Below are 14,728 nucleotides of genomic sequence, written 5' to 3' on the forward strand. Positions count from 1 at the left end.
CGCAGGGCCAACATGCTGAAATCGCTGCTGATCGCGAATCGCGGTGAAATCGCCTGCCGGATCATCCGCACCGCGCGGGCGATGGGGATCCGGACGGTCGCGGTCCATTCGGACGCTGATGCGGACGCGCTCCATGTGAAGCTGGCGGACGAGGCGGTGGCGATCGGCCCGAGCCCGGCGCGCGAAAGCTATCTGGTCGGCGAACGGATCATCGCCGCCGCTTTGGAGACGGGCGCGGAGGCGATCCATCCCGGCTATGGTTTCCTGAGCGAGAATGCCGGTTTTGCCGATGCGGTGATCGCGGCCGGGCTGATCTGGGTCGGCGCGCCGCCCGCCGCGATCCGCGCGATGGGGCTGAAGGACGCGGCCAAGGCGCTGATGATCGCGGCGGACGTGCCGGTGACGCCGGGTTATCTGGGGGAGGACCAGTCCCCCGATCGGCTGCGCGCGGAGGCGGATGCAATCGGCTATCCCGTGCTGGTGAAGGCGGTAGCGGGCGGCGGCGGCAAGGGCATGCGGCGCGTCGACGCCGCGGCCGATTTCGCCGAACTTCTGGCCTCGTGCCGGCGCGAGGCGGCGGCGTCGTTCGGCGACGATCGCGTGCTGATCGAGAAATACATCCTCTCGCCGCGCCATATCGAGGTGCAGGTCTTCGGCGACACGCAGGGCGAGGTCGTCCATCTGTTCGAACGCGACTGTTCGCTGCAGCGCCGCCACCAGAAGGTGATCGAGGAAGCGCCTGCGCCCGGCATGGATGCGGCCACCCGCGCGGCGATCTGCGCGGCCGCGGTGAAGGCAGCGCGCGCGGTCGATTATGTCGGCGCGGGCACGATCGAGTTCATCGCCGATGCAAGCGAGGGTCTTCGCGCCGATCGCATCTGGTTCATGGAGATGAACACCCGGCTCCAGGTGGAACATCCCGTCACCGAGGAGATCACCGGCGTCGATCTGGTCGAATGGCAGTTGCGCGTCGCGAGCGGCGAGCCGCTGCCCCGGCGGCAGGACGAACTCGCCATTCGCGGCTGGGCGATGGAGGCGCGGCTCTATGCGGAAAATCCGCTGGCCGATTTCCTGCCGAGTACCGGCGTGTTGGGCGAATTCTTCCTGGACGATGATCTCGCCCGGATCGAGACCGGCGTGGGCCGGGGCTCGGCGGTGTCGCCCTTCTACGATCCGATGATCGCCAAGCTGGTGGTGCACGGCGTGACGCGGGACGAGGCGCGCGAGAAGCTGGCGCTCGCCTGCGACACCGTGCTGACCTGGCCGGTGCGCAACAATGCCGGCTTCCTCGCCGCGCTGCTGCGCCACCCCGATTTCGCCGCCGCGTCGATCGATACGGGTTTCATCGCGCGCGAAGGCGAGGCGCTGACCGCGGGCGCGGCGATCGGTGCGGCACTGCTCGACACCGCGGCGGTCGAGATCGTGCGCGCCGGTGGCGGCACGCGCCATGCGGCCGATCCGGCCAGCGACGACGCGTCGGGCGAAATCTGGCGCGACCTGCTCGGCCTTCGCCTCAACGCCCCCCGGCGCGAGCGCGTCGCGATGCTGGCCGATGGCATGCGCCGCGAGGGATGCGTCGGGGCGCGGGTGCCGGACGAGGGATCGCTGCTGCGCGAGACGGCGGACGGCGTCCTCATCGTCGATCGCGGCTGGGCGCATCTCTTCCAGCCGTTCCGCGCGAGCGGCACCGCCGGCGGCGCGGCGGCGGACGGGGCGATCGTCTCGCCCATGCCCGGCCGGATCATCGCGGTCGGCGTGCATGAGGGCGAGGCGGTGGCCAAGGGACGGACGCTGCTGACGCTCGAGGCGATGAAGATGGAACACAGTCTCGTCGCGCCGTTCGACGGGATCGTTTCCCGCCTTTCCGCGGTTGTCGGCGGTCAGGTCGCCGAAGGCGTCGTGCTCGCTACCATCGAGAAGGAAACGTCATGAAGATCAGCGCCCGCAACCAGATCGCCGGCACCGTCACCGCGATCACGCCCGGTGCCGTGAACGGCACGGTGAAGGTGGATATCGGCGGCGGCACTATCGTCACCGCCAGCATCACCGAAGAGGCGATCGAGGAACTGGGGCTGGCAAAGGGCGACACGGTGACGGTGATCGTGAAGGCCAGCGACGTGCTGATCGGCAAGTGAGCCGCGCCGGCCCGCCACGCGCCGGCTGACGGTCGGTCGGTCGGGCGCGCATCGGGTCTTCGCACGCCGGCATTTACTGCCTATGGCCATGGTTAACGGCCATGGGCCACGGGGGAAAGATGCCGGATATCAAGAGCGTGCCGCACGCCACCCCGCTGACGCGTTCGCTCGGGTTGCTCGGCGTGCTGTTCCTGACGCTGTCGGTGGCGACGCCCGCTTCTTCGGTGTTCGTCATCGTGCCGGGGATGCTGCACGCCGCGGGCAGCGGCACGATCTGGGCGCTGGTGCTCGCCGGCATCGTCTGCGTGGCCACCGCCTTCGTCTATGCCGAGCTCGCCTCGGTCTGGCCGATCGCTGGCGGCGAATATGTGATGGTGGCGCGCACGCTGGGGCCCCTGGCGGGGTTCGTGATGCTCGGCATCAACGTGTTCAACAACCTGCTCTTTCCGCCCGTCCTGGGGCTGGGGGTGAGCGCGGTGCTCTCGACCGTGATCCCGGGATTGCCGCAAGTGCCCGTGGCGGTGGCGGTCGTCGCGCTGTCGACGCTGATCGGGCTGCTCAACATCCGCGTCAACGCGGTGCTGACAGGCGTCTTCCTCGCCATCGAGATGCTCGCGCTCGTGGTGGTGGCGGTGCTCGGCTTCGCGCATGCCACCCAGCCGATCGGCGCGCTGGTGCTTCATCCGGTGATGCCGCTGGGGGCGACGCTGCATCCGGCTTCACCGGCGGCGATCGGGCTGGCCACCTCGGTCGCGATCTTCGCGCTGAACGGATACGGCGCCGCGGTGTATTTCGGCGAGGAGCTGCACGAGGCGGGGCGGCAGATCGGACGGGCGGTGCTCGTCGCCCTCGTCGCCACGTTGGTGCTGGAGATCGTGCCGATCGTGGCGCTGCTAATGGGATCGCGCGACCTTCACGCGGCGTTCGTGGACGACGATCCGTTCGGCACGCTGGTGCTGGCGCGGGGCGGCCCCTTGCTGTCGGGATGGATCGCGGTGGGCGTGGTGATCGCGATCCTCAACGCCGCGATCGCATGTATCCTGTCGTGCGCGCGTTTCTTCTACAGCACCGGGCGCGACGGCGCGTGGGGGCGGCCGGTCGATCGCTGGATGCAGGCGATCCACCCGCGCTTCGACTCGCCATGGCTCGCCACGCTGTTCACCGGCGCGGTCGGGATCGCGGCGTGCTTCGCCCCGCTGACGCTGTTGCTGGTGTTGAGCGGCGCGGGGTTGATCGCGATCTATGCCGGGATTGCGGTGGCGGCGATGGTCGGGCGGCGGACGGGCGCGACCGCGCACGCGCCGTTCCGGATGCCGCTTTATCCGGCCGCGCCGGTGCTGACGCTGGTCGCGCTGGCCTATGTCGTGTATACCAATTGGCTCGATCTCGACGAGGGGCGCCCCAGCCTGATCGCCACGGCGGCGCAGATCGTCGGCGCCGCGCTTTATTACGGGCTGGTGCTGCGTCGCCGCGGCGCTTGGGTGGTGCGCGACCCGGCGGAGCCCGCGACGGGTTGAAAATTGGGCGCGCTTGCGCCATCGGCAGGGTCCGCGTCCGATCCTGGTCGCTCAGAGGAACATGCATGTCGTCGTACAAGGCCCCGACTTTCAGCGAACGCGCCGCGAATGCCGCTGCCGCCAAGCAACGGGCGCTGGACAAGCTGAAGGCCAAGCCGCCGATCGACCCGGCGGTGGCCGCCGAACGCGCCGCCGCCGCCGAGCGTCGCGCCGAGCGCGAGGCCGAACAGTCCGCCCGTCGTGCCGCCCGGATCCAGGCCGAACAGGATGCCAAGGCCGAAGCCGCGCGCAAGGCGCAGGAAGAGGCCGATGCCGCCGAGGCCGCGCGCAAGGCCAGCGCCAAGCCCGAACTGACCGACGCCGAGAAGAAGGCCCTCCGCGACGCCCGCTACGCCGCGCGCAAGGCGCGCCGCTGAACGATCTTCGCCGCCCTTCGGAGCGGCGAATTCGGTTCATTTTGCCAGCAACATTGCTTGGTACGCCCGATCGCCTATGTTCGGCTGCATGACGCCGCCGATCGAGCATTTGACCGAGCCGCAGCGTGCCTGCCTCCGCCTCGTAGCCAGCCATCACAATTCGAAGGAGATCGCCGGGTTGCTCGGCGTGTCGCCGTCGGCCGTCGACAAGCGGATCGAGCGCGCGGTGCAGATGCTCGACGCGCGCTCGCGCTTCGCCGCGGCACGGATGCTGGTCGAGCATGAAGGCGGTACGACGTCCGATCGCCTGCCATGGGAGCCGATCGACGTTCCCAACACGGCCGATGTCGCGCCAATCCCGCTGTCGAACGAGCCGTGGTGGCTCGCTCGACGGCTGCTGGGCTTGTCACCCGGCGGTCGCCAAGGCGGGAGGATGCGCAACCACCTCACCAAGCTTCAGCGGCTTGGCATGATGGTCGCGCTCACCCTGTTCGTGGCGGTATCGTCGATGGTCGTGCTGAACATGGCGCTCACCCTGTCCAGCCTGATCGCGCATTATCGTTAGCGAACGTCCCCGCCGCTCTGCGAACGACACGCGGCTTGCCGCGACGGGGGGAATGATCGATGTTGAAGGAACGACGCCAGGCTGCCGATCTCGTGACGGCCGATTTCCTGAAGGCCGAACGGGCGGCCGACGAAGCCGCCACCTGTGCGGCGGATTGCGTGGCGACGATGCTGCGCCAGCGCGCCGATGCACGCCTGCCGGTGGCCACCGGGCTCGACGCGATCCAATTGGTGTCCGAGGCGACCGCCGATCTGGTGCGTGCCCGCCACCGGCTGGTGGAAGCGCACCGGGCGCTGGTGACGGTCCGGTCCGATATCGGCCTTGGCGCGTTCTATGCCTATGGCGATCAGGGGGACTGCCCACCGGCAGAAGGGCGTGGCGCTCAACCGGTCACGTTGGCCGCGGTGGCCTGACAATATCGGAGCACGATCGCATGGACAGCAGGGTTCTGGCCTTCAACGCCTTTGCGATCGGCGCTTCGGCCTATGCCTTCGCCAAGGGAGGGGCACCGGAGCGAATTGCGGGGGCATCGTTGCTGGCAGCATCGATGCTCACCCGCCTCGTTCGTGACAGCGGGCCGACGGGGTATGTTCACCCGCAGCTCGGCGTTCTCGCCGTGGACATGACGCTCCTGTCGGTGCTCGTCGTGCTGGCGCTGTATGCCGATCGGTTCTGGCCGTTTTGGATAGTGGCGCTTCACGCGCTGGGCACCACGGCTCATGTCGTGAAGGCCATCGATCCGTCGGTCTTGCGCCTCGCTTACGCGATTCTGGTTCAGGCCTGGGCCTATCCGATTACCGTCATCCTGATCGTCGCCACGGTGCGACATCGGCGGCGGCTTCTGCAGAATGGCCGCGATCCGGACTGGAGCATCCAGCCGGGCGCCTGAGCCGCGTTCATCGGAACATCACCGTGACCACATTGTCCATATCATCCTACGTCATGGCGCCCGCGCCACGGCGCCCGACGCCTTCGGCCGCGCCGCGTCGGTCCGTCTCCGACGGCATCATCGACGTCGCGCAGCGGGCCTATGCGCTGAACGAGCGGCGCACCGCCCTGATGGGCGAGGGGCTGTTCGGCGACCCCGCCTGGAACATCATGCTCGACCTGTTCCTTTCGGAATGTGAAGGGCGACCGCTCTGCGTCACCTCGGTGTGCGTGGGGGCGCGCGCGTCCTCGGCGACGGCACTGCGCTACATCGCGCTGCTGCGCGCCCGGGGACTGCTGGACCGTATCGCCGATACGGTCGACAAGCGTCGCACCTATGTGCGGCTGACCGATCGCGGCTGGAATGCCATGGTCGACCTTCTCGACGGCGAACGCGGTGCCGAGGCGGAGCGTTCAGGCCGCCGCGGCCGCGCGGCTCGCTAGATCGGCGAGCCACGCCTCGGCCTTGAACAGCGCCGGCGCATCGTCGACGTCGATCCAGTCGAGGTCGCTGCAATCCATCGCGAGCGCGGCGCCGGTTGCGGCGACCGCGCGCACGCCCTCGGTCAGCGAGGGTGCGGCAATCCGCTTCAGCGCCGCAAACAGCGCGGGTCCGACCGCGAATACACCCGTGTCATAGGCGTCGTGCGGTGCGAGACCTTTGCCGATCGCGACGATCGCGTCGCCACGCGTCGCCACGCAGGTGACGTCGTCGGGATCGACCCAGGCATGGCCGAGCCGCCGGTCGATCCCGAGCCGAAGCCCTTCGCCGGCTCCCGCCTGGGCGAGGCGCGCATAGAGCGCCGGGTCGACCAGATGATCGCACATCGCCAGCACCGCGCTCGCATTGCCCAGCCGCGCGGCGGCCGCCAGCAGGGACACGCCGTTGGGCGCAAGCCAGTCGGCGACGTCCACCGTTTCCACGGTGATCGGCCACCGTCTGGATGCGAGATGCGCCTGGATCGCGGCCGCGCCATAGCCGAGCGTCACGATCGCGCGCGACAGACCGGCCTCGGCCAGCCCGTAGATCGCATGATCGATCAGCGCTCGGCCGCCGACCGGGCAAAGCGGCTTGAACGGCGTGGTGCCGCGCAACCGGCTTCCCTGGCCGGCGGCGAGAAGCACGGCGGTGTCGATCACGCGTCAGGCTGCCTTGATGAACTCTTCGACCGCGATCTGCGCCAGATCGTCGGTCATCTGCGCGCGGGGGTGTTTGCAGAAGTAGGCGGAGGCGGGATCGACCACGCCCTTGATGCCACGATCCTTCGCGATCTTGGCACAGCGGATCATGTCGATCGCGACGCCGGCCGAATTGGGCGAATCCTCGACCGAGAGGCGCAGCTCCAAATTCATCGGCACGCCGCCGAACAGCTGGCCTTCCATGCGCAGGAAGCACACCTTGTTGTCGTTCTGCCACGGCACGTAATCGGACGGGCCGATATGCACGTTGTCGTCGTCAAGCCGCTCTGCCGCCACGGATTGCACCGCCTCGGTCTTGCTGATCTTCTTCGATTCGAGCCGGCGATGGTTCGACATGTTGAGGAAGTCGGTGTTGCCGCCGGTGTTGAGCTGGTACGTCCGGTCGAGCTTTACGCCGCGCTTGGCGAACAGGTCGGTCAGCACGCGGTGGACGATGGTCGCGCCGAGCTGTGCCTTGATGTCGTCGCCGATGATCGCCACGCCGGCATCCTCGAACTTCTTGGCCCAGACGGGGTTGGAGGCGATGAACACGGGAATGTTGTTCACGAAGGCGACGCCGGCCTCGAGTGCGCATTCGGCATAGAATTCGGTCGCCTCTTGGCTGCCCACCGGCAGATAGTTCATCAGGACGTCCGTGCCGCTCTCGCGCAGTTCGCGCACCACGTCGTCCTTGGTCGGCTCGGCCATGTCGGCGAGCAGGAAGGTGCGGTCGTCCTTGTAATCGGCCATGTGGTCGGCCACGCCGTCCAGCTTGCGGCCCATCTTCACCACGGTTCCGGTGGCGGTCACGTTGGGCGCGAACACCGCGGTGCAATTGGGCTTGGCGAAGATCGCCTCGGCGACGTCCTTGCCCACTTTGCGCTTGTCGACGTCCCACGCCGCGACCACCTTGATGTCGCTCGGCCGATAGCCGCCCATCTCCATGTGCATCAGGCCGACGGTGTCGTTGGCGCCTTCGCGATAATGCTCGAGGCCCTGGACGAGCGAGCTTGCACAATTGCCGATACCCACGACGGCGATCCGGATGCTAGACATCAGTGACGGTGTTCCTTTGAAGAGAAGGCGGGCGCGAGACGATCGTCGCCTGCAAAGGCGGCTGCCGGACCATGGACGAAGCCATGCTCCACGCGCCGGTGACGGATCATGGTGGCGATCGCGATCGGGGTGAGGACCACGATCTCGAACCACCAGAAATAACGGGGATTGCCGACGAGGCAGGCCAGGAAGACCGCCGCCACGCGTACGTTCGCGCTGAGCCAGGCCATCGCCCGCATCGGGGGCACCGCGGCATCGCCATAGGCGCGGCCGAGCGCCCGCGGATCGGGACTGCGCGCCAGAAGTCGCTCGAAAGGCTGGGCCAGCCGATCGAAGCTGGTGGAGACCCAGTCGTAGAGCATCACCAGCGGCATGCGGCTGAGCCGGGGCAGGGCGATCAGCGCCTCGCCACGGACCCTGCGGTGGAAGCGCGCGCGCTCGCCCTCATAGAGGCTCGATTGCACCATGTGCGCGACGCCTGCCGAAATGGCGAGGATCCAGCCTTCCACCGTGCCGATGCCGAGCGCGATCCGGACATAGATGAGGATGAAGACGCCGTGATCGACCAGCCCGTCGAGCATCCGCCCGATCGCGCTGGACGTGCCCGTCGCGCGCGCGACCATGCCGTCCAGCCCGTCGGCGATCAGCCATCCGATCGACAGGATCAGGCCCAGCATTGCCGCCCAGGGACTCTCCCAGCGCGCATAGGCCGCGGCCGCACCGATCCCCAGCATCAGACCGATCAGCGAGACCAAATTGGCCGACAGGCCGAGCGCAAGCGCCGACGGCAGCAAGGCGCGTGCCGCCGGGTGGATGATCCTGAGATTGGATGGGTCCTCGATCCGGGGGTCGCGCGATCCATCCGGTGAAGAGGATGTCATAGGTGGGTCACAATGCGCCTGTAAGGCCTCTATTGCAAGTTCGCCTACGGCATTTCCGGCACGTTTGCACGGAGTTCGTCGCGCCACACCCGCGCGGTGCCATCGGACGGCGCCCGCCAGTCGCCACGCGGAGACAGCGCGCCACCGGCCGAAACCTTGGGTCCGTTGGGAAGCGCCGACCGCTTGAACTGGCTGGTCGCGAAGAAGCGCTGGAGGAAACGATCCAGCCACATGACGATCGTCGGCAGGTCATAGGCGACGCGCGAGTCGGCGGGCATGTCCTCGGGCCAGCGTCCGGCCGCCGCGTCGCGCCAGGCATGCCAGGCGAGGAACGCGATCTTGGAGGGGGCGAGCCCGTGGCGGACCACGTAGTGCGCGAAGAAATCGTTGAGCGCATAGGGGCCGATCTTCGCCTCCGTGCTCTGGATTGCGCCATCGGCGCCGACCGGCACCAGCTCGGGCGAGATTTCGGTGGCAAGGATCGATTCGAGCACCGCATCGGTGGCGGCATCGAATTCGCCGTGGCGAACGCACCAGCGAATCAGGAACTGGATCAGCGTCTTGGGCACGCCCGCATTCACCGCGTAATGGCTCATCTGATCGCCGACGCCATAGGTGCACCAGCCGAGCGCGAGTTCGGAGAGGTCGCCCGTGCCGACCACCAGCCCGCCCCGTTGATTGGCCAGGCGGAAGAGATAATCGGTGCGCAGGCCCGCCTGGACGTTTTCGAACGTCACATCATAGGCCGGCTCGCCGCGCGCGAAGGCGTGGTCCATGTCGCCCAGCATTTGGCGGGCGGCGGGGCGGATGTCGATTTCCGCGGCGGTGACGCCAATCGCGCGCATCAGTGCCCAGGCATTGGCTTTCGTCGAATCGCCCGTCGCGAAGCCCGGCATGGTGAAGCCCAGAATGTCGGTGCGCGGCCGGCCGAGGCGGTCCATCGCCTTGGCCGCCACGATCAGGGCGTGCGTCGAGTCGAGCCCGCCCGAGATGCCGATGACGAGCGTTTGCGCGTCGGAGGCGGTGATTCGCCGGGCAAGCCCCTCGACCTGGATGTTGAACGCTTCGTAACAGTCCGCGTCGCGCTTGCCGGGATCGTTGGGCACGAACGGGAAGCGCCGCATGTCGCGCCGAAGCCCGCGATCGACGATGGGCGCTTGGTGATCGAAGCCGATCCGGCGAAAGCGCGTCTCGGGATTGCCCGCCAGTCGGGCGGCATCGCCGAAACTGCCGTTGCGCATCCGTTCCTGCACGATCCGCTCCGCATCGACATCGGCGACGGTCAACGCGTTTCCGGCGGCGAACCGCGGCGACTCGGCGAGCATCTCGCCGAGCTCGTGGACCATGCCCTGGCCGTCCCAGGCCAGATCGGTGGTGCTCTCGCCCGATCCGGCCGCGGCATAGACATAGGCGCACAGCGCGCGGGCGCTTTGCGAGGCCGACAGCAGCACGCGCTCGCGTGCCTTGCCGATCACCACGTTGGAGGCGGACAGGTTGCAGCAGATCACCGCGCCGGCCAGCGCGCCCATCGTGGAAGGCGGCGTCGGCGCCCAGTAATCCTCGCAGATCTCGACATGAAAGATGAAATGCTCGAGGTCGGTCGCCGCAAAGATCAGGTCGGTGCCGAAAGGCACGGCCTGCCCCGCCAGCGTGACATGACGATCGCCCGTGATGCCGGCACCACTCGAGAACCAGCGCTTTTCATAATATTCTCGGTAGTTTGGCAGGAACGTCTTGGGCACCACCCCCAGGATCCGTCCGCGGGCGATCGCGACGGCGCAATTATAGAGGCGCCCGGCCTGCGAAAGGGCGGCGCCGACGATCAGCACCGGGCAGAGATCCGCGCTCGCCGCAGCGATGGCGGCGATCGCCGCTTCGGTGGCGCGGTGTTGCGCGGTCTGGAGATGAAGATCGTCGATCGCGTAACTGGTCAGGTTCAGTTCGGGATAGACGACGAGATCGACACCGTCGGCATCCGCCTCCCGCGCCAGCGCGATGGCGGCTTCGGCGTTTGCGATGGTGTCGCCGACCGATGCCACCGGAGTCGCGGCGGCGACGCGAATCAGCCCATGGCTATGGATCGCATGGAACGGGTGCGTGGACATGGCGACTCCTTCGACGCAAAGCCCTTAGGCCGCGGTTCCGCATCCGCCAAACGCGGGGCACGTCTTGGCAGCTTCGCCCGCGCGCGGCATGGCGGCCCGCCAACCATAGGAACGAGGCCGATGACGACGCTCTACGGCATCCGCAATTGCGACACCGTCAAAAAGGCCCGCCATTGGCTCGACGCGCACGGCGTCGCCCATGATTTCCACGATTACAAGACGGCGGGCGTGGATGCCGATGCGCTGGCTGGCTGGATCGACCGGCTGGGCTGGGAAGCGTTGCTCAACCGATCGGGCACGACGTTTCGCAAGCTGCCCGATGCTGACAAGGTCGGGCTGGATCGCGATCGGGCACTCGCCGTCATGGTCGCCAATCCGTCGGCGATCCGCCGTCCCGTGGTGGTCTCGGGCGACGCTCTGCTCGTCGGGTTCGATCCACAGCGCTACGCTGCCGCCCTGAACGCTTGATCCATGTTGCGCCTCGGCGGTGAATGGCGCAACAATCGCCCCGCGAATGGGAGCGTCGAATGGGCTATGTCAGGCAGGAAGCACCCTTCTGGTTCAAGGTGACGGTGGTCGCCCTGCTGATCTGGGCGCTCGCCGGCTGCTATGCCTGTGCGCAACAATGGCGGCTGGGCGCCGAGGCGCTGGGAACGCCGAGCGGTTATGACCGCGCGCTGTTCGCCCGGCTGCCGACGTGGTACGATCTGGTCTATGCCTTCGCCGTCGGCAGCGGGTTGCTGGGGGCGTTGGCGCTCGTCTCGCGCGCCAAGCTGGCGCGCCCGCTCTATGCGCTGTCGATCCTCGGCATCGTCGTGCAGTTCGGCTGGCTGTTCACCGCCACCGACATCGTCGCGGTGAAAGGCGCGCTGGCGGTTATCCCGTTTCCGATCCTGATCCTCGCCACCGCGATCGGCGGCTTCGTGATTTCGGGCCGGGCGCGGCGACGTGGCTGGATCAGGTGAGCCGGGCGGGTTAGGACCGGCGCCATGTCCACCACGTACACGATCGACACCGGCACCAGCCGCGCGAACCCGACGCCTTCGCCGATGAAGCGGCTGACCATCCCCGCGATCCGGCGGCAGAAGGGTGGCACGCCGCTGGTGATGCTCACCGCCTATACGGTGCGCACCGCGCAACTGCTCGATCCCCATTGCGACATGCTGCTGGTCGGCGACAGCCTCGGCCAGGTCGTCTACGGCTTGCCCTCGACCGTGCCCGTCACGCTCGAGATGATGGTCGCGCACGGCGCCGCGGTGGTGCGGGGCAGTTATCATGCGCTGGTCGTCATCGATATGCCGTTCGGCGCCTATGAGGCTTCGCCCGAAAAAGCGTTCGAGAGCGCGTCCTGGCTCCTGAAGCAGACCGGCGCGGCGGCGGTGAAGCTGGAAGGGGGCGAGGCGATGGCGCCCACCGTGCGCTTCCTGTCCGAGCGCGGCATTCCTGTCATGGGGCATGTCGGCCTCACGCCTCAGGCGGTGAACATGCTCGGCGGCTATGGCGCGCGCGGGCGCAGCGAGGCTGAGGCGAAGAAGATCGTCGCCGACGCGGTCGCGGTGGCCGACGCCGGCGCATTCGCGGTCGTCGTGGAGGGTGTGGTCGAGGGCATCGCGATCGCCATCACCGACGCGGTCGCCTGCCCGACGATCGGGATCGGCGCCTCCGCCCGCTGCGACGGGCAGGTGCTGGTCGCCGAGGACATGCTGGGGATGTTCGAGCGGACTGCGCGCTTCGTGAAGCGGTACGACGACCTCGCGGGCCGCATCTCGGACGCCGCCACGCGCTATGCCGAGGAGGTGCGTGCACGCAGTTTTCCGGGGGAGGCGCAGACCTACGCCGCCCGGGACTGACCCGGCTTCCGTTTCCGCGCCGTCGCGGCTAAGGACTGCGCCTTGCGATCCCGATCATGTCCCGGAGCTCATCCTTGGCCCTTCCGCCGAAAACGAACGAAGCCTTTCTGCGCGAGGTCGATGACGAACTCCGCCGCGATCAGCTTGTTGGCTTCTGGACTCGTTACGGGAAACTCGCGATCGGCCTTGGGGTTGCGTTACTCATTGCGCTTGCAGGGTTTTTCTACTGGCAGCACCATGAGGAGCAGACTGCGGGCGTGGCCGGCGAACAGCTCCAATCCGCCTATGACGCGCTGAGCGACGGCAAAAAGGACGTGGCGTCGTCGACGCTGGCGCCGCTCGCAGCGTCGGGGCGCCCGGGCTATGCGACACTGGCGCGCTTCACCCAGGCCGATCTGCTGCTGCAGAACAAGAACGAGAAGGGCGCCGCGGCGATGTTCGCGGCGATCGCCGATGATTCCGCTGCCGCCAAGCCGTTCCGCGATCTGGCGCTCGTCCGCCAGACCTCGGCCGAATATGACACGCTGAAGCCGCAGGCGGTGATCGATCGCCTCCGGCCGCTCGCGGTGCCGGGCAATCCGTGGTTCGGCAGCGCGGGCGAGATGGTCGCGGTGGCCTATCTGCGCAGCGGCCGTCGCGACCTGGCGGGCCGGATGTTCGGCCAGATCGCGCGCGACGCCAATGTGCCGCAGTCGATTCGTCAACGCAGCGTTCAGATGGCGGGCGTACTGGGCGTCGATGCCGTCGCCCAGAGTGAGGATGTGAAAGCGCAATGAAGACCGAACTCCGCGCCTCGATCGCGATCGGCGCCATGCTCGCGCTCAGCGCCTGCGGCATCTTCAAGGGTGGCCACAAGAAGACGCCGACGCTGGGCGACCGGATCCCCATCCTCGTTTCCGAAAACGGCATCGATACCGACAAGACGATGGCCGATGTCCAGGTGCTGCTGCCGGTCGCCGCGGTGAACGACAGTTGGACGCAATCGGGCGGCAACGCGCAGAAATCGATGGGCCAGTTGGCGCTCGCCACCCAGCCCAAGCGGCTGTGGGAGGCGACGATCGACGGCGGCTCGAACCGCGCCCGGCTCGCCGCGACGCCAGTGGTGGCCGACAAGAAGCTGTTCGTCGTGGACGTCGAATCGACGGTGCATGCCTTCGCCTCGGACACCGGCACGGTGCTGTGGGAAAAGACCATCGCTTCGCCCGAGGGCAACCGTCACGCGCGGTTCGGCGGCGGTGTCAGCTATGACGACGGCAAGGTCTTTGCGAGCGACGGTCTGGGCGACGTGGTCGCGTTGAACGCGGCGGACGGCAAGGAATTGTGGCGCGCGAAGCCCGGTGGTCCGTTGCGCGGCGCGCCGACCATTTCGAACGGTTCGCTCTACGTGCTGACGCAGGACAATCAGGTGTTCGCGCTGTCGGAGACGGACGGCAAGGTGCAATGGGCGCAATCGGGCACGCTGGAGACGCAAGGCGTGTTCGGCGTGGCGGCGCCCGCCGCTAGCCAAGGCACGGTCGTCACCGGCTTTTCGAGCGGCGAACTGAGCGCCTATCGTTACGAGAATGGCCGCGTGCTGTGGCAGGACGCGCTGTCGCGCACCTCGATCAGCACGTCGGTGTCGAGCCTCGCCGATATCGATGCCGATCCGGTGATCGATCAGGGCAAGGTCTATGCGGTCGGGCAGGGTGGCCGCATGGTCGCGCTGGATCTCGGCACCGGGCAGCGACTGTGGGAACAGAATCTCGCCGGCATCTCGACGCCCTGGATCGCCGGCGAATGGCTGTTCGTGGCCACCGACGATGCGCGCCTGCTCTGCCTCGCGCGCGCGACGGGCAAGGCGCGCTGGATCGCGCAGCTTCCCGCGTTCCGCAACGTGAAGAAGAAGAAGGGTCCGATCACCTGGTATGGCCCGGTGCTCGCCGGCAATCGCCTCGTGCTCACCAATTCGGACGGCGGCATCGCCTTCGTGAACCCGGGCGACGGATCGATCGCGGATACGATCGAGACCAAGGGTGGCTATACGCTGCCGCCGGTCGTCGCCAATTCGACGCTGTACGTGATCGACGAGCGTGGGCGGCTGACCGCCTATCGCTAAGG

17 protein-coding genes are annotated in these 14,728 nt (G+C 67.8%); 13 read left to right on the top strand and 4 right to left on the bottom strand.

Features of this window, described 5'->3' with window-relative positions; genetic code table 11:
• The first annotated feature begins 12 nt into the window (after positions 1-12).
• The 8 genes from L8H00_RS05545 to L8H00_RS05580 all read left to right on the top strand — a co-directional run bounded on the left by L8H00_RS05545 (position 13) and on the right by L8H00_RS05580 (position 6,004).
• Entirely contained in the window at positions 13-1,932 is a 1,920-nt protein-coding gene (locus L8H00_RS05545; RefSeq protein ID WP_242096233.1) for a biotin carboxylase N-terminal domain-containing protein, read from the top strand.
• Complete coding sequence (locus L8H00_RS05550) at positions 1,929-2,135, top strand: TOBE domain-containing protein (RefSeq protein ID WP_242096234.1); 207 nt, start codon at positions 1,929-1,931, stop codon at positions 2,133-2,135. Before L8H00_RS05545 ends, L8H00_RS05550 begins: the two co-directional genes overlap by 4 nt.
• Before the next feature lie 119 nt (positions 2,136-2,254).
• Positions 2,255-3,652, top strand: a complete 1,398-nt coding sequence (locus L8H00_RS05555) for an APC family permease (RefSeq protein WP_242096235.1) — start codon at positions 2,255-2,257, stop codon at positions 3,650-3,652.
• Between the two features lie 65 nt (positions 3,653-3,717).
• Positions 3,718-4,068: a DUF6481 family protein gene (locus tag L8H00_RS05560; RefSeq protein ID WP_242096236.1), complete on the top strand. Its 351-nt coding sequence runs from the start codon at positions 3,718-3,720 to the stop codon at positions 4,066-4,068.
• An 88-nt stretch (positions 4,069-4,156) separates the two neighbouring features.
• Complete coding sequence (locus L8H00_RS05565; protein ID WP_242096237.1) at positions 4,157-4,633, top strand: helix-turn-helix transcriptional regulator; 477 nt, start codon at positions 4,157-4,159, stop codon at positions 4,631-4,633.
• A 59-nt stretch (positions 4,634-4,692) separates the two neighbouring features.
• Positions 4,693-5,046 (top strand): hypothetical protein, encoded by a 354-nt coding sequence (locus L8H00_RS05570; RefSeq protein WP_242096238.1) that lies wholly within the window; start codon positions 4,693-4,695, stop codon positions 5,044-5,046.
• 20 nt (positions 5,047-5,066) lie between these two features.
• Complete coding sequence (locus tag L8H00_RS05575; RefSeq protein WP_242096239.1) at positions 5,067-5,522, top strand: hypothetical protein; 456 nt, start codon at positions 5,067-5,069, stop codon at positions 5,520-5,522.
• Positions 5,523-5,545: 23 nt separating this feature from the next.
• On the top strand, positions 5,546-6,004 hold the full coding sequence (locus L8H00_RS05580; protein ID WP_242096240.1) for a winged helix DNA-binding protein: 459 nt from the start codon (positions 5,546-5,548) through the stop codon (positions 6,002-6,004).
• Here L8H00_RS05580 and L8H00_RS05585 read toward each other — a convergent pair.
• Genes L8H00_RS05585 through L8H00_RS05600 form a run of 4 tightly spaced genes read right to left on the bottom strand, consistent with a single transcriptional unit; the run spans position 5,975 to position 10,781 of the window.
• Positions 5,975-6,700, bottom strand: coding sequence for an NTP transferase domain-containing protein (locus L8H00_RS05585; protein WP_242096241.1), 726 nt, complete (start codon positions 6,698-6,700; stop codon positions 5,975-5,977). The two genes, L8H00_RS05580 and L8H00_RS05585, sit on opposite strands and share 30 nt — an antisense overlap.
• 3 nt (positions 6,701-6,703) lie before the next feature.
• Positions 6,704-7,795, bottom strand: a complete 1,092-nt coding sequence (locus tag L8H00_RS05590) for an inositol-3-phosphate synthase (RefSeq protein WP_242096242.1) — start codon at positions 7,793-7,795, stop codon at positions 6,704-6,706.
• Entirely contained in the window at positions 7,795-8,676 is an 882-nt protein-coding gene (locus L8H00_RS05595; RefSeq protein ID WP_242096243.1) for a CDP-alcohol phosphatidyltransferase family protein, read from the bottom strand. Before L8H00_RS05595 ends, L8H00_RS05590 begins: the two co-directional genes overlap by 1 nt.
• Before the next feature lie 44 nt (positions 8,677-8,720).
• A complete protein-coding gene (locus tag L8H00_RS05600; RefSeq protein WP_242096244.1) occupies positions 8,721-10,781 on the bottom strand; it encodes an NAD(+) synthase in 2,061 nt (686 codons plus the stop codon).
• Between the two features lie 120 nt (positions 10,782-10,901).
• Between L8H00_RS05600 and L8H00_RS05605 the strand changes: the two genes are divergently transcribed.
• From L8H00_RS05605 to L8H00_RS05625, 5 genes are all read left to right on the top strand, one after another.
• On the top strand, positions 10,902-11,249 hold the full coding sequence (locus tag L8H00_RS05605; protein ID WP_242096245.1) for an ArsC family reductase: 348 nt from the start codon (positions 10,902-10,904) through the stop codon (positions 11,247-11,249).
• Between the two features lie 59 nt (positions 11,250-11,308).
• Complete coding sequence (locus L8H00_RS05610; protein ID WP_242096246.1) at positions 11,309-11,746, top strand: hypothetical protein; 438 nt, start codon at positions 11,309-11,311, stop codon at positions 11,744-11,746.
• 24 nt (positions 11,747-11,770) lie between these two features.
• Positions 11,771-12,631 (top strand): 3-methyl-2-oxobutanoate hydroxymethyltransferase, encoded by an 861-nt coding sequence (gene panB / locus L8H00_RS05615; RefSeq protein ID WP_242096247.1) that lies wholly within the window; start codon positions 11,771-11,773, stop codon positions 12,629-12,631.
• A 74-nt stretch (positions 12,632-12,705) separates the two neighbouring features.
• Positions 12,706-13,407, top strand: coding sequence for a tetratricopeptide repeat protein (locus L8H00_RS05620; protein ID WP_242096248.1), 702 nt, complete (start codon positions 12,706-12,708; stop codon positions 13,405-13,407).
• The gene (locus L8H00_RS05625) at positions 13,404-14,726 is read left to right on the top strand and encodes a PQQ-binding-like beta-propeller repeat protein (RefSeq protein WP_242096249.1); all 1,323 of its coding nucleotides are present in this window, start codon (positions 13,404-13,406) and stop codon (positions 14,724-14,726) included. The genes L8H00_RS05620 and L8H00_RS05625 overlap by 4 nt, the downstream gene beginning before the upstream one ends.
• Positions 14,727-14,728 lie beyond the last annotated feature (2 nt).

This window comes from Sphingomonas sp. CROZ-RG-20F-R02-07, from assembly GCF_022662335.1.
In the GTDB taxonomy this organism is placed as follows: Bacteria; Pseudomonadota; Alphaproteobacteria; order Sphingomonadales; family Sphingomonadaceae; genus Sphingomonas.

Bases quoted from the DNA above. Each gene is read 5' to 3' on its own strand.
- L8H00_RS05595 (WP_242096243.1), bottom strand. From the start codon at position 8,676: ATGACATCCTCTTCACCGGATGGATCGCGCGACCCCCGGATCGAGGAC.
- L8H00_RS05605 (WP_242096245.1), top strand. From the start codon at position 10,902: ATGACGACGCTCTACGGCATCCGCAATTGCGACACCGTCAAAAAGGCC.
- L8H00_RS05600 (WP_242096244.1), bottom strand. From the start codon at position 10,781: ATGTCCACGCACCCGTTCCATGCGATCCATAGCCATGGGCTGATTCGC.
- L8H00_RS05575 (WP_242096239.1), top strand. From the start codon at position 5,067: ATGGACAGCAGGGTTCTGGCCTTCAACGCCTTTGCGATCGGCGCTTCG.
- L8H00_RS05625 (WP_242096249.1), top strand. From the start codon at position 13,404: ATGAAGACCGAACTCCGCGCCTCGATCGCGATCGGCGCCATGCTCGCG.
- L8H00_RS05560 (WP_242096236.1), top strand. From the start codon at position 3,718: ATGTCGTCGTACAAGGCCCCGACTTTCAGCGAACGCGCCGCGAATGCC.
- L8H00_RS05610 (WP_242096246.1), top strand. From the start codon at position 11,309: ATGGGCTATGTCAGGCAGGAAGCACCCTTCTGGTTCAAGGTGACGGTG.
- L8H00_RS05545 (WP_242096233.1), top strand. From the start codon at position 13: ATGCTGAAATCGCTGCTGATCGCGAATCGCGGTGAAATCGCCTGCCGG.
- L8H00_RS05555 (WP_242096235.1), top strand. From the start codon at position 2,255: ATGCCGGATATCAAGAGCGTGCCGCACGCCACCCCGCTGACGCGTTCG.
- L8H00_RS05570 (WP_242096238.1), top strand. From the start codon at position 4,693: ATGTTGAAGGAACGACGCCAGGCTGCCGATCTCGTGACGGCCGATTTC.
- L8H00_RS05590 (WP_242096242.1), bottom strand. From the start codon at position 7,795: ATGTCTAGCATCCGGATCGCCGTCGTGGGTATCGGCAATTGTGCAAGC.
- panB (WP_242096247.1), top strand. From the start codon at position 11,771: ATGTCCACCACGTACACGATCGACACCGGCACCAGCCGCGCGAACCCG.
- L8H00_RS05565 (WP_242096237.1), top strand. From the start codon at position 4,157: ATGACGCCGCCGATCGAGCATTTGACCGAGCCGCAGCGTGCCTGCCTC.
- L8H00_RS05550 (WP_242096234.1), top strand. From the start codon at position 1,929: ATGAAGATCAGCGCCCGCAACCAGATCGCCGGCACCGTCACCGCGATC.